Genomic DNA, 21,139 nt, shown 5'->3' with positions numbered 1-21,139 from the left:
TAAACAGTAATCGGTGAACAGTGGGCGTTAATTAGGAGTCAGGAGTGGTTAGTGGCTAGTGATAACTAATAACTGATAACTGTTAACTGATAACTGTTAACTGATAAGTGACAAATTCTCACTGAAAAAGCGCCGATAGATTCCCTCTGTCACCAATTGAGCGGTGATTAGGTTAGCTAGGGCAATCATAAACAGGATCAGTATCTGGTAGGAAGCGGCGTTTAAAGGTTCACTTCCTGCCAATACCTGTCCGGTGAACATTCCGGGTAAACTGACTAAACCCACTACCATCATCTGATTGAGGGTGGGGATTAAACTAGCTCGAATCGCTGCTTTTTGATAAGATGCGATCGCCTGTTGAGGGGTTGCCCCTAAACAAAGATGGGTTTCGATTTCCAAACGGTGACTTTTAATCGCACTGCTTAATCTTTCCCCGGCTAAAGAGGCACTATTCATGGCATTGCCTAACACCATTCCCGTCAAGGGAATCAAGTATTGGGGTGAGTACCATTGTTCTGGTTGAATGATTAAAGCGATCGCATAACCTAAAGTTAGACAGCTACTAATTAATAAAGAGCCGAAAACTAGCGGTAATAGGGCTTTATCCCGGCTATCAATGCGATTTTTAGCAACAATAGTCGCAATAGTCATCATTACTGCCAAAATCCCCAGCACTGCCAGAGGATTATCCAGGGAAAAAATAACGGCGATAACGTAGCCTACCACTAATAATTGCAGGATCGAGCGACCAGTCGCTAATAATAATTGGCCCTCTAGAGCTAAATTTGACCAACGGGAGAGGAGTAAACAAATACCCATCATCCCCAAAGCCCAACCCAAATCCACCAGATTTAGTTCTACTAATCCATCCATAAAAATAAAAGAAACAAATTACAACGATACCTCATCTATAAATAGCAAGTTTATAATTATTTTTGACTAATTATTCCTTCTTTTCGCCGACAAATCCCGATTAGTCTCTAATTTGAGTGAAAGCGCGTGAGTACAATTCCCCCCGTCGATTTATCCCGTCAATACCAAGTCATTAGCGAAGAAGCTAACCATGCCGTTTTAGAAATCCTCCGTTCTGGGCGCTATATTGGCGGTGAAGCTGTGAGCGAATTAGAGCGACAATTTGCCCTCTATCATGGTGTTAGCGATTGTGTTGCCTGTAATTCGGGGACTGATGCCCTTTATCTGGCACTGCGCGCCCTCGGTATTCAAGCGGGGGATGAAGTAATCACTTCTACTTTTTCGTTTATTGCCACCGCCGAAGCGATTAATTTAGTCGGGGCAGTGCCGGTTTTTGTCGATATCGATATTAATACTTTTAACCTCGATGTGGCACTGTTGGCAAAAGCGCTTACTCCCCAGACTAAAGCGATTATTCCAGTACACCTTTTTGGGCAATCTGTCAATATGTCTGAGGTGGTAAATTTCGCTCGTTCTCATAATTTATCAGTGATTGAGGATTGCGCGCAAGCAACGGGAGCAGAATGGCATGGGCAGAAAGTGGGGAGTATCGGCGATATTGGCTGTTTTAGCTTCTTTCCCACCAAAAATTTAGGCGGTTGTGGCGATGGTGGCGCAATTACTACCAATAACCCCGAGTTAGCGGCACAAATTCGCATGGTTAAAGAACATGGGAGCAAGGTGCGTTATCTTCATGAGGTAATTGGGGTGAATAGCCGCTTAGATGCCATTCAAGCGGTTATTTTGCAAATTAAGCTGAAATATCTCGATTTTTGGAATAATCAACGGATCGAGATTGCCCAACGTTATCAGGAATTACTGCAACCTTTGCCTAATATCACTTTACCCGCCGCTTTAGCCGGAGGTAAGCACGTTTGGAATCAGTACACAATCCTAACGGAAAATCGTGACCAAATTCGGGCAGCTTTGCAGGAAAAAGATGTCCTATCCATGGTTTATTATCCGATTCCCCTACATTTACAGCCGGTTTATCAGTATTTAGGCTATAAAAAAGGTGATTTACCCATGGCTGAATTGGCCAGTGAAAAAGTGTTATCTTTACCTATGTTCCCCGATTTAAGCTTTGAGGAACAACAACAGGTAGCCTATGCGCTGAAAGATTGTTTGCATAGTTCCTGAGTTATCAGTGGGAATTATGAATTATAAATTATGAATGATGAATGATGAATGATGAATGATGAATTAGGAATTAGGAAGTGGGAAGAATAAATAAAAATAATCTCCTGACGACCGGCTACTGACGACCGGCTACTGCCTCCTAACCCCACCAATACACTTTTTCAGCCAACCCTACTTAAGCGGTTAAATCGATTAACTTTTGTTTTAAAGTTTCCAATCCTAGCCGACGAATAGCCGAGATAAAAACAGCTTGGGGATATTTTTCCTTAGCTATTTCCAAATCGTCGCTTTTTACCTGATCCAACTTATTAAACACCATTAACATCGGACCGGTTTGAATCGGCATCTCCGAGAGGATTTTTAATACCGAGGCAATCTGACTTTCCCAAGCTGGATGGGAGAGATCCACCAGATGGAGTAAGGCGTCTGCTTCCGTTACTTCCTCTAAAGTTGCCCGAAAAGCATCCACCAGCGAGGGTGGTAATTCATGGATAAAACCCACCGTATCGGTTAGTAAGAGGGGGTGAGATGCTTGGGTGAGGGGATCGGTAATAGTTAAGCGTCGGGTGGTGGGATCGAGGGTAGCAAACAGTTGATCGGCGGTATAAACTTCGGCAGCGGTGAGAGCATTAATTAAAGTAGATTTTCCTGCATTGGTGTAACCGACGATCGCCACACTGGCTACATCTTGTTTTTGCCGTTGTTTGCGTAAACGGGAACGATGAGCTTGCAGTTGATCCACCTCATCCTGGAGACGGGATAAACGACGTTGAATAGTTCGGCGTTCTGTTTCTAATTTTGTCTCCCCCGGTCCGCGAGTGCCAATTCCTCCCCCTAATCTCGACATGGCTAATCCGCGCCCGGTGAGACGGGGTAAAGTGTATTCTAATTGCGCTAATTCTACCTGTAGTTTACCCGCTTGGGATTGGGCCCGTTGGGCGAAAATATCTAGGATCACCTCGGTGCGATCGACCACTCTCACCCCGATTTGGTTCTCTAGATTGCGAATTTGGGCGGGAGAAAGATCGCGATTGAATACGACTAAATTAGCCCCCGAAGTTTGCACCTGTAGGGCGATTTCTGCCACTTTTCCCGAACCGATCACTGTTTGAGGATGGGGATGATCCCGTTTTTGTCGGGTGACTTGCAAAACTTTGCCCCCGGCGGTGTCAACTAAACGCTCTAATTCGCTTAAACCGTCCTCAAACTGGCGATCGCTCATACCGTCGGTGATTAAACCAACCAATAGCACCCGATCTTCGGCTGTATCAACGGTTATAGCCGTAAATTCTCGCTGAAACTCCGCCTCTAGTCCTTCCACTAACTCTAAAAAGTCCTGTTTGCTTAAATCCTCTAGATTTAAGGGCGGGGAGACAGACCAGTATATATTACTATTGACATTTGTTTGACTTTGTGGTATGAGATGAGCCAGATAGACTTGCTCCACATAACCGGTTGCCCCACCACCGCGACGGATCATGCCTGTACCAGTTAGGGTTAAGATCACCAGTGCGTCTAATCTTTGCAAAGCCATGGCGGTTAAACTGGATTCTTTTGGCGGTTCCTGCTTAAGTTCCGTGGCGATACAACGAATTCCGCAAAGACGTTCGGAACCGTAGCGGGGTAGTTCCAAGAGAGAAAATTGGGTTTGTCGGGGGGTTCCCACTCCCACACGAATTACCTGTCCGCGACGGTTGATATAGGTGCAGAGGGGTTGATGGATATCGGTACTGATGGCAGCCAGTCTTTGGGCGAATTCTGGGGTGGTGAGAGTATCAATAGGCAAGCGTTCATGGTACAGCCTTTGTAGCTGTTTCATCTGACTAGCTTTTAGTCCTTGGGTATTGCCGAAGATGGTATCGATAGGCTTTCCTCACAATTGGGGTTTTATGTATTATTGTAGCGATTTTGACCATCGCTGCCCTTTTATTTGTCCTCTAGAAGCCAGCCCTAATTAGGGTAAAATTGGGCAGTATCAATGGTTATTTTGCATATTATGCTCGCTTCTACTCAGGAACTCCTCGAAACCGCTCGCAAAAATATCTATGCGATCGGAGCTTTTAATGTTTATAACCTAGAAGGAGTCAAAGCGGTGATTAGTGCCGCCGAGGATTGCCGTAGTCCCGCTATGTTGCAAATTCACCCCAGCGCTTTGCGTTATGGCAGTTCCACCCTCGTCGCTCTCTGTTTAGAGGCCGCTCGCTCGGCCAAGGTTCCTATCTCGGTCCATCTTGACCATAGCACTAAAGCCAGCGATATCTACGAGGCTCTAGAAGCGGGGATGACCTCAATTATGGCCGATGGCTCTCATCTTCCCTACCAAGATAATCTCGCTTTTACCAAAGAAATGACCCGTTTAGCTCACGAATACGGGGCCGTGGTGGAGGCAGAAATCGGCCGAATTAGCGGCACTGAGGACGGGCTAACTATTGCCGAAAAAGAGGCTAAAATGACAGATCCAGAGCAAGCAGTGCAATTTGTGCAGGCGACGGGAGTGGATTCTCTGGCCGTAACTATCGGTAATGTCCATGGCGAGTACAAAAGTCCGCCCCGTCTCGATTTCGAGCGCCTGGCCCGGATTCGACAACTTCTTTCTATTCCCCTAGTTCTACACGGTGCTTCCGGTTTACCCCCAGAAATGATCGGGCGATCGATCCAGTTAGGAGTCTGCAAATTTAATGTTAATACAGAAGTGCGTCAAGCCTATATGCAATCCCTGAAACGGGAAATTTGCGGGCCAGAGGATAAGGATTTATTAGAGATCGCAGGAGAGGCAATTGCTGCGATGAAATCGGTAATTATCGACAAATTAACCCTTTTTGGTGCTGTCAATAAGGCCCACCTCCACGAAACTCCCTACGCTCAAATGTTAGCGGGATTATCGGGGGTTAGGGACTAGGAATTATAAATTATAAATTATGAATTATGAATTGGGGAGAAGGGAGAAGAGAGAAGGGAGAAGAGAGAAGGGAGAATAAATAAAAATAATCTCCTGTCTCCTGTCTCCTGAATACTGACTCCTGAAGTCTGACTCCCGACGACCGGATCCTGACGGTTAAAATAACTGATCACTGAGATAAAATGCCGATGAAAAAATTAATTCTAGCCACGAGTAACCCGGGTAAATTAGCAGAGATAGGGGAATACTTAACTGATATCGACCTAGAATTGCAGTTAAAACCCGATTATTTAGAGATCGAGGAAACCGGGGCGACTTTTGCCGAAAATGCCTATTTAAAAGCCGCTCAAATTGCCCTAACATTGGGAGAATGGTCGATCGCCGATGATTCGGGATTGGAAGTAACCGGGTTAGGAAATGCCCCGGGGATCTACTCGGCCCGCTATGGTGAAAATGATCGAGAAAGAATCGATCGCCTCGTCAGAGAATTAGGGGATAATCAGGATCGTTCGGCCCGTTTTGTCTGTGTAATTGCGATCGCCAGTCCCGATGGTGAGATTGCCTTTACTGCCACAGGAATCTGCACGGGAGAAATTCTCACCAGTCCTAGGGGTGAAGGTGGTTTTGGTTACGATCCGATTTTTTATGTCCCCGAATACGCTTTAACCTTTGCGGAAATGTCTCCCGAATTAAAAAGAAAAATTAGCCACCGAGGACGAGCTTTTGAGCAATTGCTGCCCCATCTCAAGACTCTCGCGGGTACAAATTCATCAAGGCTCTGACTTGTTCAGCATGATAAGAGCTTCTTGTCAAGGGACTCGCAACAATTTGTAAAAATCCCAGAGACTCCCCGTATTCGCGCCAAAGGTTGAACTGTTCAGGGGTGACAAATTCCTGCACCCCGAGATGTTTTGGCGATGGTTGCAGATACTGCCCGATGGTGAGAATATCACAATCGACGGCCCGTAAATCATCCATCACTTGCCGCACTTCCTCGTCGGTTTCCCCCAATCCCACCATAATGCCCGATTTTGTGTAGGTAGCGGGAACAATAGCGCGAGCGCGCTGCAATAATTCTAGAGAACGCTGGTAATCACCCTGGGGACGCACGCGACGATAGAGACGGGGAACGGTTTCGGTATTGTGGTTTAAAACTTCAGGTTTAGCGGCAAGAATCAAAGCTAAAGCCTGCCAATTGCCACAAAGGTCTGGAATCAACACTTCGATAGTGGTTTTTTGGGAAATGCGGCGAATTTCCTCGATACAACGCACAAATTGACTAGCACCCCCATCAGCCAAATCATCGCGATTGACAGAAGTGATCACTACATGATTAAGATCAAGACGTTGCACGGCTGCCGCTAGTCGCAGGGGTTCCGTGGGGTCTAAAGGTTGGGGTTTTTTCTCAAAATCGATGTCACAGTAAGGACAGGCACGAGTGCAAGCAGGACCCATAATTAAAAAGGTAGCCGTCCCCGCGTGGAAACATTCGCCGATATTGGGACAGGAAGCCTCCTCACAAACGGTATTTAAGCCTAAATCGCGTAAAACCTCCTTAACACTGCCAACTCGTTGCCATTGCGGTGCTTTTACCCGTAACCACTCTGGTTTGACCGTCACGCCTGAACTACTCCGATAATTTTTGCCTATATCTGTAATATCCTAGCAAGTCTCGACCCAATCAAGGCCGAATATGCTATGATGATTTAGCTAAAAACTTTCGGGATGTAGCGCAGCTTGGTAGCGCACTTCGTTCGGGACGAAGGGGCCGCAGGTTCGAATCCTGTCATCCCGATTAAAGACAATCAAGGGTAGATACCCCCGCCTATCGGCGGGGGTATCAGAGTCCAAAATCTATCTTCTATTTAATTAGAACTACTTATTTACCTCAAACAATGAAATACGAATGGGATCAGGACAAGAGCGATGCTAACTTAGAGAAGCACGGACTGAGTTTTGAGGATGCACCGCTGGTTTTTGAGGGTAAATGTGTTACTTTCCAGGATAATCGTTTTGTTTATGGTGAGATAAGATATATTACCCTTGGCCAATTAAAAGGTCGAGTTGTCTTAATCGTCCATACTCCTCGGTCTAATAAAATTCGTATAATCTCAATGAGAAAGGCAAACAATCGTGAGCAAAAAATCTATCAAAAGCGACTTGAAGAGAATTGATACGATGACGGATGAGAATATCGATTATTCTGATATTCCGCCGTTAGGTGATGAATTTTTTACTCAAAAAACAGTATCTTTTTCGCCATCAAAGCAGCAATTAACCATTCAACTAGATCAAGATATCTTAGAATGGTTAAAAGCTCAAGGAAAAGGATATGAAAGCCAAATTAACCACATCTTGCGGGAAGTGATGGAACGCCAGCACCAGTGAAAAACATCGAAAAAAACTGTCAGATACCCCCCCACGCCGGCTCTCTTGGGTTTGCTGGGTAAAATGTATTCTAAGATATAGTCCTGCTGGCGAGGGGGTGGAACTAACCACGAAGACAGGAAGAAACTGTCTTTTGCATGAATGCCTTTTGCCTCTCCTAACCAAGAAATTAATTTTGCACGACTAACCACTTATTTACCTCCTCTAAGCCAATGTCTAGATTATTAGTAAGTCAATATCAGGCGGAAGTTGAAAAGATTGTCCAATATGGCGGCAGTCGCAAGGAAACTTCGATTAGAGTCGCTTTTCAGAATTTATTAAATGACTATTGCAAGGCGCGGGATTTTTTGTTAATTCCGGAGTTGGATTATCGCACTAAATCGGGAAAAGTTGTCTATCCTGACGGGACGGTAAAGGATGCTTTACGGTTAGATTGGGGATATTGGGAAAGTAAGGATCAATACGATAATTTAGACGAGGAAATTGAGAAGAAGTTAGCGAAAGGCTACCCTAATGACAATATTTTATTTGAAGATTCCCAGACGGCGGTTTTAATTCAAGGAGGAGAGGAAAGACTGCGCGTCTCCATGCGCGATGATGAGGCTTTGGATGGGATTATTAATGCTTTTATTAATTATGTACGTCCGGAGGTTGAGGATTTTCGAGAGGCGATTGCTAGTTTTAAGGAAGATTTACCAACAATTTTGGAAGCGTTGCGGGGTTTAATTGCGTTGCAGTCGGAGACGAATCGGAATTTTGTGACAGCGCGGGACAATTTTTTAGAGATTTGTCGTAAGTCAATCAATCCAGAAATTAGCCTAGAAGATGTGCGAGAGATGATTATTCAGCATATTCTGACAGAGGATATTTTTATCAATATTTTTAATGAGTCCCAGTTTCACCGGGAAAATAATATCGCTAGGGAATTACAGGGAGTGATTGAAACTTTCTTTACTGGTAATACTAAGCGCAATACTTTAGGGACAATTGAACGTTATTATGCGGTAATTCGGCGGACGGCGGCGAATATTTATAACCACCACGAGAAGCAGAAGTTTCTCAAGGCGATTTATGAGAATTTTTATAAAGCATACAATCCGAAAGCGGCGGACCGGTTGGGAATTGTCTATACACCCAATGAAATTGTCCGTTTTATGATTGAAAGTGTCGATTATTTAGTCCACAAGCATTTTAGGAAGTTGTTGGCGGATCCAGGAGTAGAAATTTTAGATCCGGCGACGGGGACAGGAACTTTTGTGACGGAGTTGATTGAGTATTTACCGAAGGATAAGTTACAGTACAAGTATAAGCATGAGATGCACTGTAATGAGGTGGCAATTCTGCCTTATTATATTGCTAATTTGAATATTGAGTTCACCTATAAGCAGAAGATGGGTGAGTATGAAGAGTTTGAGCATATCTGTTTTGTCGATACCCTGGACCATGCTGCTTTTCATCTCAAGCAGATGGATTTGTTTGCCATGTCGGTGGAGAATACCCAACGGATTCAAAATCAAAATGACCGCAATATTTCCGTAATTATTGGTAATCCTCCTTATAATGCTAATCAGCAAAATGAGAATGATAATAATAAAAATCGCAAGTATCCAGCGATAGATAAGCGTATTAAGGATACTTACATTGAAGAGAGTACAGCGCAGAAGACAAAGCTATATGATATGTATTCTCGCTTCTTTCGTTGGGCTACTGATAGGTTAGGTGAAAATGGTATAATAGCTTTTATTACTAATTCATCATTTATTGATGCGAGGACGTTTGACGGTTTTAGAAAAGTTGTTTCTGAAGAATTTAGCGAGATTTATATTGTTGATTTAGGAGGCGATGTTAGAAAGAATCCTAAAATATCTGGTACAACTCATAATATTTTTGGTATTCAAACAGGAGTTGCTATTAGTTTTATGCTCAAAAAAGCTACAAAAAATGAAACTCAAACACCTTGTAAAATATTCTATATAGATCGTCCAGATTTAGAAATCGCAACTCATAAACTAAGTTTCTTGGCATCCAGCAAAATAGATCAGATTGCATTTGAACATATTATACCTGATAAAAATAATAATTGGATTAATTTTGCGTATACTGATTTTGAGAGCTTGTTACCTTTAGCCAATAAAGAAACTAAATTGGCTCAAAATATAGCTATTGAAAAAGCTGTTTTTAAAGTATTTGCTCCAGGAGTTGTTACAGCTAGAGATGAATGGGTATATGATTTTAATCGTAGTCATTTAATTGATAAAATAAAATTTTTTATTGACATATACAATGAAAATATCAATAAATATCAGACAGCTACAAACAAGGTTACGAATATAGATAACTTTGTTGATCATACAATCAAATGGAGCGAATCACTTAAAAAGTATCTAAAGGCTTTAAAAACAACAGGATTTACAGATAAATTAGTAATTTTGCAATCATATAGACCTTTTGTAAAGAACTTTTTTTACGCTGATTTTATCCTGAATGATCGTCTAACTAGCTATCATGCAGAATTTTTTGGGAAAGAATTTGATTATAGTAATAGTGTTATTTATTTTTCAGGTACTCCGCTTTCTAAACCTTTCCAAGTGTTTGCATCTAATGATTCTGCTAATTATGATTTTCTTGAAAAAACTCAATGTCTCCCTCTTTATCGCTACGACAAAGAAGGAAACCGCATCGATAATATCACTGATTGGGGATTGCAGCAATTCCAAAGCCATTACAACGATAAAACCATCACCAAACTCGATATCTTCCACTACACTTATGCAGTCCTCCACTACCCGGAATATCGCAGTAAATACGAATTAAATCTTAAGCGAGAATTTCCCCGGCTTCCCTTTTATGATAACTTCTCTCAATGGGTAGAATGGGGAAGCAAACTAATGGAATTACATATCAACTATGAAACCGTCGCACCCTACCCACTAACTCGCATTGATACTAATAATAACCTCAAACCAAAAACTAAACTAAAAGCTGACCGAGAAAAAAATTCTATCAACCTTGATGATATCACTTTCCTACAAGATATTCCCAAAATTGCCTGGGAATATAAACTCGGTAATCGTTCAGCCCTAGAATGGATTTTAGATCAATATAAGGAAAAGAAACCCAAAGATAAAACCATCGCCGAAAGATTTAATAACTATCGCTTCGCCGATTATAAAGAAACAGTAATTGACTTATTACAACGAGTCTGTACTGTCAGCGTCGAAACCATGAAAATAATAGAAGCGATGAGACATTAAAAAGATTGCTTCCGGGAAATCTTATTCTAGATTCTACACCCAGTAAAAACTTTTTGCCGCAAACCCTAAGTAGCTGGTTATAATTAAATTAAAAATGGATTTTAGGTTTGATCCCCCCTGCTCCCCTTGATAAGGTAGGATTGATTCATGAATCAACCCTACTACCTTGATATAGAGGTTTTCATTACCTTTCCTGGTTATACTTCATCTTTATGAGAAATGCCCTCACCAGAAAAATGGCTAATCAATGGGGTAAATAAAAGCTGATAGCTAAAAAAACTGATAACCGATAACCCGGGAGAAAATATAATTGTAGCTACCTATCCATTCCAGATTAATTCCTATGGCAGAAGAAACCACCACCCCCGCAACTCCGGCAGCAGCAGCAGAAAAACCGGCTCAACCTGCGGCTGCTAAAAAACCCAAGGAGCCTACCATCGAGGAAAAACCCTTTGCTGAATTTATCGAGCAGCATTTTCAACCCGCACTGGCGGCAGCCTTGCAAAAGCTGGGTATAACTGATATAAAACTGTCCTTTAAACAGGATAAAATTGCCGTGCAGGGCTTTTCTAGCTCTCCCTGTTGGCAGTTAACCGGCAATTGGCTCGGGGGAATGCGTCAATTTAGCATTTATTTTTTGGAAGAAAACATCAACGGTAAAAAAGCTTTTTCCCAAGCTGAGGGCGGGACACAACCTAGTACACTTGAATCATTTATGATCGATGAAAGGAAAGTTAGTCTCGATTTACTGTTGTTTTACACCCTGCAACGGCTTAACGGTCAAAAGTGGTTGACGAGAAACTAAAATTACTGAGGATTAGCGATCGAGAAGGGGGGTAAAATGAGCATAGACGACCACTGCTTATCGATCGCTAATAGTAATTATGCGTGTATTTGTACTACTTTTTAACGCAGGCACAGAAAACGAAGGTATCCACACCATTCAAATGGGAGCTATCAATAAGGTGTTGATGTTTGAATCGGAAGATGATGCCACCCGTTATGCGCTGCTGTTAGAGGCACAGGATTTCCCGACTCCCACGGTAGAGAAAATTGATTCGGAGGAAGTGGCGGAATTTTGTCGCGATGCTGGCTATCAAGCGGAAATGATTGAAGCGGGTATGTTGGTAATTCCCCCCGAAAGCAATGCCGAGGAGTTGGATTGGCAAAAAGAGGAAGTCCCCCCCGCCGAGGAGGAGTTTTCCGAGATTCCCGATGCGGAGTTGGACAGCATCCGTCGTCGTCTAGAAGGACTTTTGTAATAGACCTCTGGTAAAAATCGAAAATTGTCCTGCTTGGTTCGGAGACAGGAGACAGGAGCCAGTAGTCAGGAGTTCGGAGTCAGAAGACAGGATAATAAATCAACGTTGTTCCCTGTTCCCTGTTCCCTGTTCCCTGACCACTGATAACTGATAACTGATAACTGAAGATGACAACTGTGGGGGAATTGGGCGAAAATTTGGTGGCGGATTGGTTGCAATTACAGCAATGGCATATCCTCCAGCGTCGTTGGCGTAGTGGCGGCGGTGAAATCGATTTAATCGTCTTGTCTAAATCTCAGGCGACTCTCGCTTTCGTCGAGGTTAAAACCCGCAGCGCCGGCAATTGGGATTTAGGGGGCAAATTAGCCATCGATGACCGTAAACAGGGGAGAATTTACGAAGCTGCCCAGATATTTCTCTCCTTTTATCCCCAATGGTCCGATTTAACCTGTCGTTTCGATGTGGCTTTGGTTAGTTGTCAAAAAAGTTCTCTATTAGCTTTACCTGAGTTTTCCCTTGATTATCCCTGTCAGCTACAGGCAGGTTATCAATTGCAGTTACAGGAATATCTCGTGGCGGTTTTCTAAAAACACAATAGGCCCGCCTAGGGAGGCGGGCTTCATCTTGTACAAACGATATGGACTCCTGAAAAATTAACGGACTCAACATAATAAAGGTTTACGGAACCCACAACAGTCTATCTGTCAACTATCAAGATTTCTCAGTTTACCGACTCAGGTGATGATTACGGCTCACTCCATCTGTCCTATATCGAGCAACAGAGGCGAAACCATACTTTACTTTACAAACTTTGAGAATCTGCGTCCGATTTAGCTGTTGCGTTGAGCTAGAGCAGGTGGCACAGGCTCTAGGTCTTTTTGCCTGGAAGGAAGTTGAGTCGCTTCCTTTGTGCCTTATGTTCTTAAGATAACACCTTTGTCAGGACTAGATCGACCTTGTAATTAAAGTTTACATTTATTGATTTTTAGTAAAAATTGCCGTTACAAAACTATGGGAATTATGAATTATGAATTATGAATTGGGAAGTGGGGGAAGTGGGAAGTGGGAAGTGGGGAAGCTGTCTCATCACCCTAAGTACCTAAGCAAAATTAATTACACATTTTGATAAAGCTTTTGCCTCTTGCCTTTTGCCTTTTGCCTATCTTCACTAGGAAATTTATTTTGCACGACTACTTATCACCCCAAAACCCGATCACCCGATCTCCTGACTTCCGACTCCTGATCACTGATTACTGATTACTGATTAGGGACTGAATCTCCTCTTTGTAGGCAAAAGGAGCGCGACTGAGAGCCTCTTGAAAGAGGGGTTGAGCCTCTTGATTTTTGCCCTGTTCTTTTAGTACGATCGCAGTCGCTAAAATCGGTCGGAAATCGTTAATATCCATCTGTTGAGCCTGTTTATAGGCGTTTAAAGCTTCTGGATAATTTTGCTGCTCGAAATAGATTTTGCCTAAAAGTAACTGAACGGAAACGATATCGATTAAACTAGCCGGATTATTGGGATCGGAACCAGCTTTTAAAGCGCGATCAATCGTGTCTTTGACCAGACTAATCGCCTCGATAGAGCGGTTTTGGCTGAGAAATAAATTAGTTAATCTAGTTAAGGCCCGTAGATCTTGGGGTTGGGAGGCCAAAAGGCTGCGATAACTGGCTGTGGCCCCTGCATAATCCTCTATTTGCTGTTTCGCTTCCGCCAAAAGTAGTAGATAATCGGATTGTTGGGGGTTAAGTTGCGCTAATTTTTCTAAAGGTTCGATCGCTTGCTTTAAATCGCCCTGCTGTAAGCGAGTATCTAATAATCCCCGCAAAGCCGTCTGATTATCGGGTTCGCGCTCTAAAACCATCTGATAACCCAGTGCTTGACTGGCTAATTCCTCTTGTTTCACTGTGGACAGATGACTCTGGCCCGAGGAGTGCTGACTTTTGAGAATAGAAGTCAATAGCGGCATGGTCGAGAAAGACAGCAAAGCAAATAACATCAGGACGAGACCGATGGACAGCCAACGACGGTTAGAGAGAGAAGCTTTCATAGACTGGGGTGCGAGGGGACAGACAAGAAAATGTTATAGAAGTCTGGAGATTTGATTAGGGGATCGATCGAATTCGCCGCTCTTTATTGAGTACAATGGGCAAACGGTCAAGACTCAAAAGGGTTTTGACAAGGTTGACAGTCAAAAGATCATGGTTCTTAATATACTAGATGCCAGTAGAGTCGCCCTAGAGGGTTATTGTAACCCCCCAGATCGCGCTTTTGACTTGCTTGATTACTAATTTACTGTGTGTCTCCGCCGCTAGGAGTGTGATATGAATCGTCCTGGGAATCGGTTTACCGAATCACCGAAAACCCCCCCGACCCCTGAAGTGGAAATTCAGGAAGTCTCCGTTGAATCCCCCCATACCGAGGCTGATTTAGCCGTAGAGTCAGCCACCCCCGAAGAAGTCAAACGCCAACAACCGATCCCCCCTCCCAGTCATCTGCGGCAGTATCGGGCGATCGGTCTCGTCTATGGTCATTATCAGCGCTCGGAGGAACAATTAACTAAAGGCAATATTTTAACTGCCGATGGTACTCTGATCGATTCTGTGATTCTCGGCCGGGTGATCAGTTTGGTTAAAAATCATCTCGATCTGGAAAAACCCCATCTTTGGGTGGTTTATCCCCGCACCCGTCAGGAAAATGATGCCCTTCATGTTCAGATTGTCGGTGTTTGGGAACCAGAAACCCTGAAAAAAGAGGATGATCAAGAGATAGAGCCTCTCCTCGCTTCTACCCCGGGTTATTTTTCGATTCGAGGTGAAGTCATCTTTACCGAACGGGAAAATCAAGCGGTAGTGGTCAAAATCCGACAAATGCCCAAAACTGAAGCGGACAAACCCAAGTTTTTTAAACTAAAATTGCGCGGAACTTTACCTAGTAAACCGGTCAGTCGTTTTTGGGATTTTCAGGTGCAACTTAAAGGGGATGCCTTAACTATTTTGGAAGGTTTGGACCTCGGTTTTGCCAGCAAGAAAAAACCGATGGGTAAGGGAGGTTTTAAAAAGCCTTTTGATAAAAATCGTCGTCCCTCGGCCGATAGATATTATGGACCGGAAGGGGAAGGAGAAAAACGACCTTTTACCCCCGGACAATCTCCCGTTACTAGGCCTTCCCGCCCCAAACCCCCATCGAAAAACTAATTTTTTTCTAGGATGGGTGCAGAACCCATCCCTAGGTTTACAGGTTTTTTTCAGGAGTTAGTTGATCCTTAGTATCTAGGAATATAAGCGCGAATTCTATAACTATAATCTGTTCCCAAAATCTCCGTGATAAAAACCGCTAACTGAGTGCCTAAAATCGCTTCATCGGCAGAATTAAAAGATTTATAATCTTCTATTAGCCATTCTTGACCACCATTAACTAGAGTACATCTAAATGTACCAAGAGCTTCGGCGATTTCTGTATGTTCTGTATAGTTTCTCGTTTTTACTTCCCCCGCACTATCTGCCCTCAAACATAATTGATTAAGTTCTGAATGAAATTTGGCAGGAATTTTGTCTAAATCACCCCCTTTAGTCACCCAATGCACAAAAAGATGAAAAGACCAAGGAAGATTGAGGTAGAGTAGATAACACAAAACCAGAATGATTGTTAAATATAAGGAGGAAGTCAGGAATTTATCATATTTCCTTTCTCGGGATCGATTTAGACGTTTGGCTAGATCTAGCTTTGATCTTTTCATGAGTTTTAATGAGTTAAAAGTGATTAAATAAGTAGGTGTTAAAAATTGTCATATCCCCCCTTAATAAGGGGACAGGGGGGGGTCGAAGGTAAAATCTATCTTCTGTTTAATTACAACCACTTACTTAGTAAAAAATAAGATGTGTAACAAAATTCTGCGTTTTGCTCCGATTATCCTGTCCTTGAGTTTATTTATTCTAGCGGTCTGGACAATTAGTCAAGAATTTAAACACTACACTTTTGCCCAACTGTTGGCTAGTTTGGATCATATTACCACAAGTCGTAAGCTAGAAGCTATTTTTTGGATGGCTTTGGGTTATTTGTCGATGACGGGTTATGATCGCCTAGGTTTTTATTATATCAAGCATCCCTTAGCTTTAGGCACTATTATCCGCACTGCTTTTATCAGTTATGCCTTTGGTAATACCATTGGTTTAACCTTATTTTCCGGGACAGCGATTCGTTATCGTTTCTATACTCCTGCGGGGGTGGGGGTGGTGGATATTGCCAAAGTTATCACTTTTACCCATTTAAGCTTTTGGTTAGGAATGTTAGGGATTGGTGGTTTAAGTTTCCTCGTCGATCCCCAAAGGATTCCTCAACTTTTAAAATTACCTTTTTTAACTACTAAACCTTTAGGAATAATTTTTTTATTGCTGGTTACGGGATATTTTTTGTTGACTCTCACCTATAAAAAACCAATAAGAATCGGCCAAGAAAATATCTATTTACCCTCTTGGACTCTTTCCCTAGCTTTGATTTTGCTGACTTTTATCGATTGGATATTAGCCGCTAGAGTTTTATATCTTCTTCTCCCGGGCAGCTACAATGTTTCGTTTTTAGGATTTTTCGGTCTCTATATATTTGCCATGACGGCAGGGGTATTAAGCAATGTGCCGGGGGGAATAGGGGTTTTTGAGTTTATCATGCTGAGATTACGTCCCGAATATGTATCTAATGGCGAGCTTTTAGGTTCTTTAATCGCCTATCGAGCTATTTATTATTTCCTGCCTTTAATTGTCGCTTTTGTCTGGTTGTTGGGTTACGAAGCTCGCAGAAAATAAGGTCTTCAAATTAGCTTAAACGGACAAAAAAAGTCCCCATGCCTTCATAGCTGGGGAGCATCAATCTAGTAGGCTAAAGTTTCTAAAGTTTCGCGTAGATAGGAACAAATGCGAGCATCAGCATCGTCTCTATTTTTACCTGATTCTAGTTGTTCTTGCTGCCAACGCCGAAAACCGGAACTAGCGGCGATGGCTTGTTTTAAATGCTCCCAAGTGTGATGATCTTTGTGAAGTGGGGTGTCAGAAAATGTGGTGGAGTTGCCCATCTTTACCTCTGGTGGTAGGGTTGCACTTGTTAACATAACTTAAAAATCGCTGAAAATTCTGATAACTGGGACACAATTAGCCAGAAAAAGGTGTTGCCTAGCGGGAAAGCTGCGGGGATGCCAACACCTTTTTTGAGGAAATATAGCAGATTTTTAGGAGATTTTGCTGGTTTCTGCCGCTTCTTCTGCCTCCACTGCCGCGTTTAAAGCTGCGGGGGGAATGGGGATAGGAAATACCGACGGCAGGTTAGCGGCGACATCTTCAGGAAGCTGCCCGGGGTGAAAACGACGGTAGCTTAAAACACCCGCTACGGTGATTGCTCCTGTAGCGGCGGCAACCCCTAAAATAAGTTTGTTAGGATTGACATGGAAGGTGGTATTGCTGCCAAAAATGCTTTTACCTTTAGCGAAAGGACAAGCGGAGGCGCTGCCAGCATCAAGAGTACCTAAAACAATGCCACTGACGAGGGTAGCACTAACGGCGATGGAGGTGAAAAAAGTTTTCTTCATAATTGCCTTGGGGATAGGTTGTCAATAGCGATTATCCTTGCATTATAGATATCTCCATCACAATTGTCTATTTTATTTCCGTTGGTGACATTGAAATAATTTTGTTTAAGGATAATGAATTATCAATATCGTGTCGGGGGTAGTCTTGCCTATAACCATCCTACCTATATCGAGAGAAATGCCGATCGAGAACTGTTAACCGCGTTGAAAAATGGTCAATTTTGCTACGTTTTCAACTGTCGTCAGATGGGCAAATCCAGTTTAAGGGTACGAGTAACTCATATTTTACAGCAATTGGGCAAGGATTGCGCGTCCGTAGATATAACCAGTCTTGGTAGTAATGATAATTTATCCCAATGGTATAACGGCGTGATTACCCGTTTGTTTTTAGGATTTAATCTGACGGGAAAAATTAATCTTAAATCCTGGTTGCGCGAGCGAGAGGATTTACCTCCCGTGCAGCGTTTGGGACAATTTATTGAGGAAGTTTTATTAGTTTATTGTCGGGGAGAGAAAATATATATTTTTATTGACGAGATTGATAAAATTCTCAGTTTACAGTTTTCTCTAGATGACTTTTTTTCCCTGATTCGTTATTGTTATAACCAAAGAGCGGAAAATTCCCAGTATGAAAGAATTACTTTCGCTTTATTCGGTGTTGCTACCCCAGCAGATTTAATTCGCGAAAAGACCCAAACATCTTTTAATATCGGCCAAGCGATCGAATTAACGGGATTTAATCTTGCAGAAATTGCTCCTTTAGCTGCGGGATTATCCAGTCAAAGTAATTATCAACCCGACTGGTTAGAAAAAGTTATTTTTTGGACGGGAGGACAGCCATTTTTAACCCAGAAAATCTGTCAGCTATTGCGGGAAAGTAATTTAGATATTGAGACGCTGATCAAAGAGAGAGTTATTAATAATTGGGAATCTCATGATGAACCAGTGCATCTGCGAACTATTGCTGATCGCTTGTTAAGAAATCAAGACAAAGCCGGTCGTTTGTTAGGCATCTATCAACAAATTTTAGAAAAAGGTGCAATCCTGTGCGATGATAGTCCAGAACAAGGGGAATTAAGGTTATCGGGATTAGTGGTAAAAAAGGATAATCAATTAGTAGTTTATAATCCTATTTATCGAGAAATATTTAATCTCAATTGGCTGGAAAAACAATTAGAGCAATTGCGTCCCTACTCAGAAGCGATCGCCGCATGGCAACAGTCTAATTATACCGATGAATCGCGGCTTTTACGCGGAAAAGCTTTAAATAATGCCCTCGATTGGTCTCAGGGGAAAAGCTTAAGTAATCTTGATTATCAGTTTTTAACTGCCAGTCAAAATCTCGATAAAAGAGAGGCAGAAATTAGCCTAGAAACTCAGAAGCAAGCTAATAAAATTCTAGCAATCGCTCACCAAAAAGCCACCAAAAGAATTCAAATTGGCTCGGTAATTTTAATTGCTTCTCTTTTGGGTTCTCTCTTAGCTTTTGTCCAGGTAAAACAAGCGTGGCAGCAAGTAGAAACCGCTCAACTAGGTATTCAATTACAGCGCCAGGGTGATAGTTATTGGCAACAATTTAAATTTGAACAACTAGAATCTTTAATTGCGGCCATGCAAGCAGTCAATAGTTTAAAAAATATCGTTACTGATGACCAAACCCTGGGTAAATATCCTGCTACCAGTCCAATTATTACCCTGCAACAAATTTTAGATCGCATTCAAGAAAAAAACCAACTGCAAGGACACCGGGGAACTATTTATAGTGTTAGTATTAGTCCTGATGGTCAAAAAATTGCCACTGCTTCTCAAGATGGGACGGTAAAAATTTGGAATCAAAAAGGTGAGAATATTCAAACTTTGACAGGTCATCAAGGAGCAGTTTATAGTGTTAGTTTTAGTCCCGATGGTCAAAAAATTGCCACCGCTTCCGAAGATAAAACCGCCAAAATTTGGAACTTGCAAGGACAAAACTTAGTCACCTATCCTGACCATCAAGAATCAGTTTATAGTGTTAGTTTTAGTCCCGATGGTCAAAAAATTGTCACCACTTCCAGGGATAAAACCGCTAGATTGTGGAATTTATCAGGTGAAACTTTACAGGTATTTAAGGGACATAAAAGATCGATAGATGCAGCTAGTTTTAGTCCCGATGGTCAAAAAATTGCCACCGCTTCCCGGGATGGTACGATTAAAATCTGGGATTTATCAGGTAAAATTATCTTGAGTTTAGGTCAAGAAAATATTGAGGCTTTTTATAGTGTTAATTTTAGTCCCGACGGTCAAAAAATTGCCGGAGCAGCGGCCGATAAAACTGCTAAAATCTGGGATTTACAGGGAAATTTAAGAGCTACTTTCCGGGGACATCAAGATTTTGTCAACAGTGTTAATTTTAGTCCTGATGGACAGTTTATAATTACCGCATCTAGTGACGGTAGTGCTAAAATTTGGGGAATGCAAGGGGAAGAAATAACTACTCTCAGAGGACATCAAGAATCAGTTTTTACTGCTGTATTTAGTCAAGATGGAAAAGAGGTGGTAACTGGATCGAGTGATGAAACGGCTAAAATTTGGCAACTGAACAATTTAAATCAAGCTAAGGCCGATAATACCAGTGTTACCATTAATTCCCAGGGCAATATTATCGCTATTGCTAATAAAGATGGTCAGATTACTTTACTCGATTCCCAGGGAAAAAACATTAGAGAATTTGCCACAAAAATGCGCTCAATCTATAGTATAGCTTTTCATCCTGATGATAATCAGATAGCGATTACAGGAAGAAATGGAAAAGTACAAATCTGGAGTCAAAAAGGAACAATGCTTCAAGAATTTACTGCTAGTCAAGTACCGATTTATAGTCTTGCTTTTAATGGAGAGGGAACAGCAATAATCACGGGAACAAGCGAGGGAAAAGTTCAATACTGGCATTTAAGCAATCATCGGACTAAATTGATTAATTCTTGGACAGTTGATGATAGTATTATCTATGATTTGGTGTTTTCTCCCGATCATCAAAAAATTGCTACCGCTACTCGGGGAAAGATTAAAATTTGGGATTTACAGGGCAATCTTTTAAAGGAGATTAAAACTGATTCTTTTCCCGTTTATGGAGTTAGTTTTAGTCCCGATGGTGAAAAAATCGCCGCTATTTCAAGGGATGGTACAGCTAGACGCTGGGACATGGACGGAAATTTGCGCTCGGAGTTTAAAATAGAAGAAGATATCGTCTATGGGATCGCTTTTAGTCCTGATGGTCAAGAGATTTTGATTATTGCTAGGGATGGTCAAAAGCATCGATGGCCCTTAGAAACAGAATATAATTATTTACAAAAATTGCTCGATCGAGGTTGTTTTTGGTTAGAAGATTATCTCAGGACTCGTCCCGAAAAACGAGAAGCTCTATCCCCCTGTACTGGGAAAATAAAACCATTCACATTTTAAACTTGGTTTGACTGGGTGGGGGGTGAAGGTTAAATTAATTAGTTAATTTCTTGATCTCTTCGGTTTGTCTTATGCAACGGACAGGGTTATAAGGGATGAAACCCTTATAGAAACAGACATTACTGCGATTTTTGTCAATTGTTTGCGATCTGGAGCGAACTAATCAATTAAATCTCTTGCCAGATCAGGATTTAGTCGATTTAT

General features: G+C 42.1%; 19 protein-coding genes and 1 tRNA gene. 13 read left to right on the top strand and 7 right to left on the bottom strand.

What is annotated here, in order from left to right; all coding sequences use genetic code 11:
* Positions 1-96: 96 nt before the first annotated feature.
* Positions 97-873 carry an ABC transporter permease gene (locus tag IM473_RS08015; RefSeq protein WP_287660528.1) on the bottom strand — a complete coding sequence of 259 codons (777 nt, stop codon included), beginning with the start codon at positions 871-873 and terminating at the stop codon, positions 97-99.
* Between the two features lie 126 nt (positions 874-999).
* Here IM473_RS08015 and IM473_RS08010 point away from each other — a divergent pair, with 126 nt between their 5' ends.
* On the top strand, positions 1,000-2,112 hold the full coding sequence (locus tag IM473_RS08010) for a DegT/DnrJ/EryC1/StrS family aminotransferase (protein ID WP_287660529.1): 1,113 nt from the start codon (positions 1,000-1,002) through the stop codon (positions 2,110-2,112).
* A gap of 175 nt (positions 2,113-2,287) precedes the next feature.
* Here the strand turns inward: IM473_RS08010 and hflX are convergent, their stop codons facing one another.
* Positions 2,288-3,931, bottom strand: a complete 1,644-nt coding sequence (gene hflX / locus IM473_RS08005; protein WP_287660530.1) for a GTPase HflX — start codon at positions 3,929-3,931, stop codon at positions 2,288-2,290.
* A gap of 159 nt (positions 3,932-4,090) precedes the next feature.
* Here hflX and IM473_RS08000 point away from each other — a divergent pair, with 159 nt between their 5' ends.
* Together IM473_RS08000 and rdgB are read left to right on the top strand one after the other, a co-directional pair.
* Positions 4,091-5,011 (top strand): class II fructose-bisphosphate aldolase, encoded by a 921-nt coding sequence (locus IM473_RS08000; RefSeq protein WP_287690408.1) that lies wholly within the window; start codon positions 4,091-4,093, stop codon positions 5,009-5,011.
* A gap of 188 nt (positions 5,012-5,199) precedes the next feature.
* Positions 5,200-5,793 (top strand): RdgB/HAM1 family non-canonical purine NTP pyrophosphatase, encoded by a 594-nt coding sequence (rdgB, locus tag IM473_RS07995; RefSeq protein ID WP_287660532.1) that lies wholly within the window; start codon positions 5,200-5,202, stop codon positions 5,791-5,793.
* Here rdgB and lipA read toward each other — a convergent pair.
* Positions 5,756-6,661, bottom strand: coding sequence for a lipoyl synthase (lipA, locus tag IM473_RS07990; RefSeq protein ID WP_407069753.1), 906 nt, complete (start codon positions 6,659-6,661; stop codon positions 5,756-5,758). The genes rdgB and lipA overlap by 38 nt on opposite strands.
* 71 nt (positions 6,662-6,732) lie before the next feature.
* Between lipA and IM473_RS07985 the strand changes: the two genes are divergently transcribed.
* From IM473_RS07985 to IM473_RS07955, 7 genes are all read left to right on the top strand, one after another.
* Positions 6,733-6,806 (top strand) — tRNA-Pro (locus IM473_RS07985).
* Positions 6,807-6,906: 100 nt separating this feature from the next.
* The gene (locus IM473_RS07980) at positions 6,907-7,185 is read left to right on the top strand and encodes a BrnT family toxin (protein WP_287660534.1); all 279 of its coding nucleotides are present in this window, start codon (positions 6,907-6,909) and stop codon (positions 7,183-7,185) included.
* A gap of 4 nt (positions 7,186-7,189) precedes the next feature.
* Positions 7,190-7,399, top strand: a complete 210-nt coding sequence (locus tag IM473_RS07975; RefSeq protein ID WP_002774776.1) for a BrnA antitoxin family protein — start codon at positions 7,190-7,192, stop codon at positions 7,397-7,399.
* 212 nt (positions 7,400-7,611) lie between these two features.
* A complete protein-coding gene (locus IM473_RS07970; protein WP_287660535.1) occupies positions 7,612-10,653 on the top strand; it encodes a type ISP restriction/modification enzyme in 3,042 nt (1,013 codons plus the stop codon).
* A gap of 343 nt (positions 10,654-10,996) precedes the next feature.
* The gene (locus IM473_RS07965; protein ID WP_287660536.1) at positions 10,997-11,458 is read left to right on the top strand and encodes a DUF2996 domain-containing protein; all 462 of its coding nucleotides are present in this window, start codon (positions 10,997-10,999) and stop codon (positions 11,456-11,458) included.
* A 79-nt stretch (positions 11,459-11,537) separates the two neighbouring features.
* Positions 11,538-11,915: a DUF3110 domain-containing protein gene (locus tag IM473_RS07960; protein ID WP_286824946.1), complete on the top strand. Its 378-nt coding sequence runs from the start codon at positions 11,538-11,540 to the stop codon at positions 11,913-11,915.
* A 167-nt stretch (positions 11,916-12,082) separates the two neighbouring features.
* A complete protein-coding gene (locus IM473_RS07955; protein WP_287660538.1) occupies positions 12,083-12,502 on the top strand; it encodes a YraN family protein in 420 nt (139 codons plus the stop codon).
* Between the two features lie 663 nt (positions 12,503-13,165).
* Here the strand turns inward: IM473_RS07955 and IM473_RS07950 are convergent.
* Positions 13,166-13,966 (bottom strand): tetratricopeptide repeat protein, encoded by an 801-nt coding sequence (locus tag IM473_RS07950; protein WP_287660540.1) that lies wholly within the window; start codon positions 13,964-13,966, stop codon positions 13,166-13,168.
* A 274-nt stretch (positions 13,967-14,240) separates the two neighbouring features.
* On the opposite strand from IM473_RS07950, the gene patR reads away from it, so the two are divergent.
* The gene (gene patR, locus IM473_RS07945) at positions 14,241-15,113 is read left to right on the top strand and encodes a heterocyst master regulator PatR (protein ID WP_287660541.1); all 873 of its coding nucleotides are present in this window, start codon (positions 14,241-14,243) and stop codon (positions 15,111-15,113) included.
* Between the two features lie 68 nt (positions 15,114-15,181).
* Here the strand turns inward: patR and IM473_RS07940 are convergent, their stop codons facing one another.
* The gene (locus IM473_RS07940; RefSeq protein WP_287660542.1) at positions 15,182-15,655 is read right to left on the bottom strand and encodes a hypothetical protein; all 474 of its coding nucleotides are present in this window, start codon (positions 15,653-15,655) and stop codon (positions 15,182-15,184) included.
* 139 nt (positions 15,656-15,794) lie between these two features.
* On the opposite strand from IM473_RS07940, the gene IM473_RS07935 reads away from it, so the two are divergent.
* The gene (locus IM473_RS07935) at positions 15,795-16,718 is read left to right on the top strand and encodes a lysylphosphatidylglycerol synthase domain-containing protein (RefSeq protein ID WP_287660544.1); all 924 of its coding nucleotides are present in this window, start codon (positions 15,795-15,797) and stop codon (positions 16,716-16,718) included.
* Positions 16,719-16,783: 65 nt separating this feature from the next.
* Here the strand turns inward: IM473_RS07935 and IM473_RS07930 are convergent, their stop codons facing one another.
* Complete coding sequence (locus IM473_RS07930) at positions 16,784-17,020, bottom strand: hypothetical protein (RefSeq protein WP_287660545.1); 237 nt, start codon at positions 17,018-17,020, stop codon at positions 16,784-16,786.
* A 117-nt stretch (positions 17,021-17,137) separates the two neighbouring features.
* Complete coding sequence (locus IM473_RS07925) at positions 17,138-17,494, bottom strand: hypothetical protein (RefSeq protein ID WP_287660546.1); 357 nt, start codon at positions 17,492-17,494, stop codon at positions 17,138-17,140.
* 114 nt (positions 17,495-17,608) lie between these two features.
* On the opposite strand from IM473_RS07925, the gene IM473_RS07920 reads away from it, so the two are divergent.
* Positions 17,609-20,935 carry an AAA-like domain-containing protein gene (locus IM473_RS07920; protein WP_287660547.1) on the top strand — a complete coding sequence of 1,109 codons (3,327 nt, stop codon included), beginning with the start codon at positions 17,609-17,611 and terminating at the stop codon, positions 20,933-20,935.
* Positions 20,936-21,139: the final 204 nt, after the last annotated feature.

This window comes from Microcystis sp. M015S2 (assembly GCF_020245945.1).
Taxonomy (GTDB): domain Bacteria; phylum Cyanobacteriota; class Cyanobacteriia; order Cyanobacteriales; family Microcystaceae; genus Microcystis.
This window is presented reverse-complemented; position numbering and strand designations above follow the sequence as displayed.

Coding starts and splice junctions, on each gene's coding strand:
- IM473_RS08015 (WP_287660528.1), bottom strand. CDS start 873: ATGGATGGATTAGTAGAACTAAATCTGGTGGATTTGGGTTGGGCTTTG.
- rdgB (WP_287660532.1), top strand. CDS start 5,200: ATGAAAAAATTAATTCTAGCCACGAGTAACCCGGGTAAATTAGCAGAG.
- IM473_RS07955 (WP_287660538.1), top strand. CDS start 12,083: ATGACAACTGTGGGGGAATTGGGCGAAAATTTGGTGGCGGATTGGTTG.
- IM473_RS07930 (WP_287660545.1), bottom strand. CDS start 17,020: ATGTTAACAAGTGCAACCCTACCACCAGAGGTAAAGATGGGCAACTCC.
- IM473_RS07935 (WP_287660544.1), top strand. CDS start 15,795: ATGTGTAACAAAATTCTGCGTTTTGCTCCGATTATCCTGTCCTTGAGT.
- IM473_RS07965 (WP_287660536.1), top strand. CDS start 10,997: ATGGCAGAAGAAACCACCACCCCCGCAACTCCGGCAGCAGCAGCAGAA.
- IM473_RS07960 (WP_286824946.1), top strand. CDS start 11,538: ATGCGTGTATTTGTACTACTTTTTAACGCAGGCACAGAAAACGAAGGT.
- IM473_RS07970 (WP_287660535.1), top strand. CDS start 7,612: ATGTCTAGATTATTAGTAAGTCAATATCAGGCGGAAGTTGAAAAGATT.
- patR (WP_287660541.1), top strand. CDS start 14,241: ATGAATCGTCCTGGGAATCGGTTTACCGAATCACCGAAAACCCCCCCG.
- IM473_RS07925 (WP_287660546.1), bottom strand. CDS start 17,494: ATGAAGAAAACTTTTTTCACCTCCATCGCCGTTAGTGCTACCCTCGTC.
- IM473_RS07920 (WP_287660547.1), top strand. CDS start 17,609: ATGAATTATCAATATCGTGTCGGGGGTAGTCTTGCCTATAACCATCCT.
- IM473_RS07980 (WP_287660534.1), top strand. CDS start 6,907: ATGAAATACGAATGGGATCAGGACAAGAGCGATGCTAACTTAGAGAAG.
- hflX (WP_287660530.1), bottom strand. CDS start 3,931: ATGAAACAGCTACAAAGGCTGTACCATGAACGCTTGCCTATTGATACT.
- IM473_RS07940 (WP_287660542.1), bottom strand. CDS start 15,655: ATGAAAAGATCAAAGCTAGATCTAGCCAAACGTCTAAATCGATCCCGA.
- IM473_RS07975 (WP_002774776.1), top strand. CDS start 7,190: ATGACGGATGAGAATATCGATTATTCTGATATTCCGCCGTTAGGTGAT.
- IM473_RS07950 (WP_287660540.1), bottom strand. CDS start 13,966: ATGAAAGCTTCTCTCTCTAACCGTCGTTGGCTGTCCATCGGTCTCGTC.
- IM473_RS08000 (WP_287690408.1), top strand. CDS start 4,091: ATGGTTATTTTGCATATTATGCTCGCTTCTACTCAGGAACTCCTCGAA.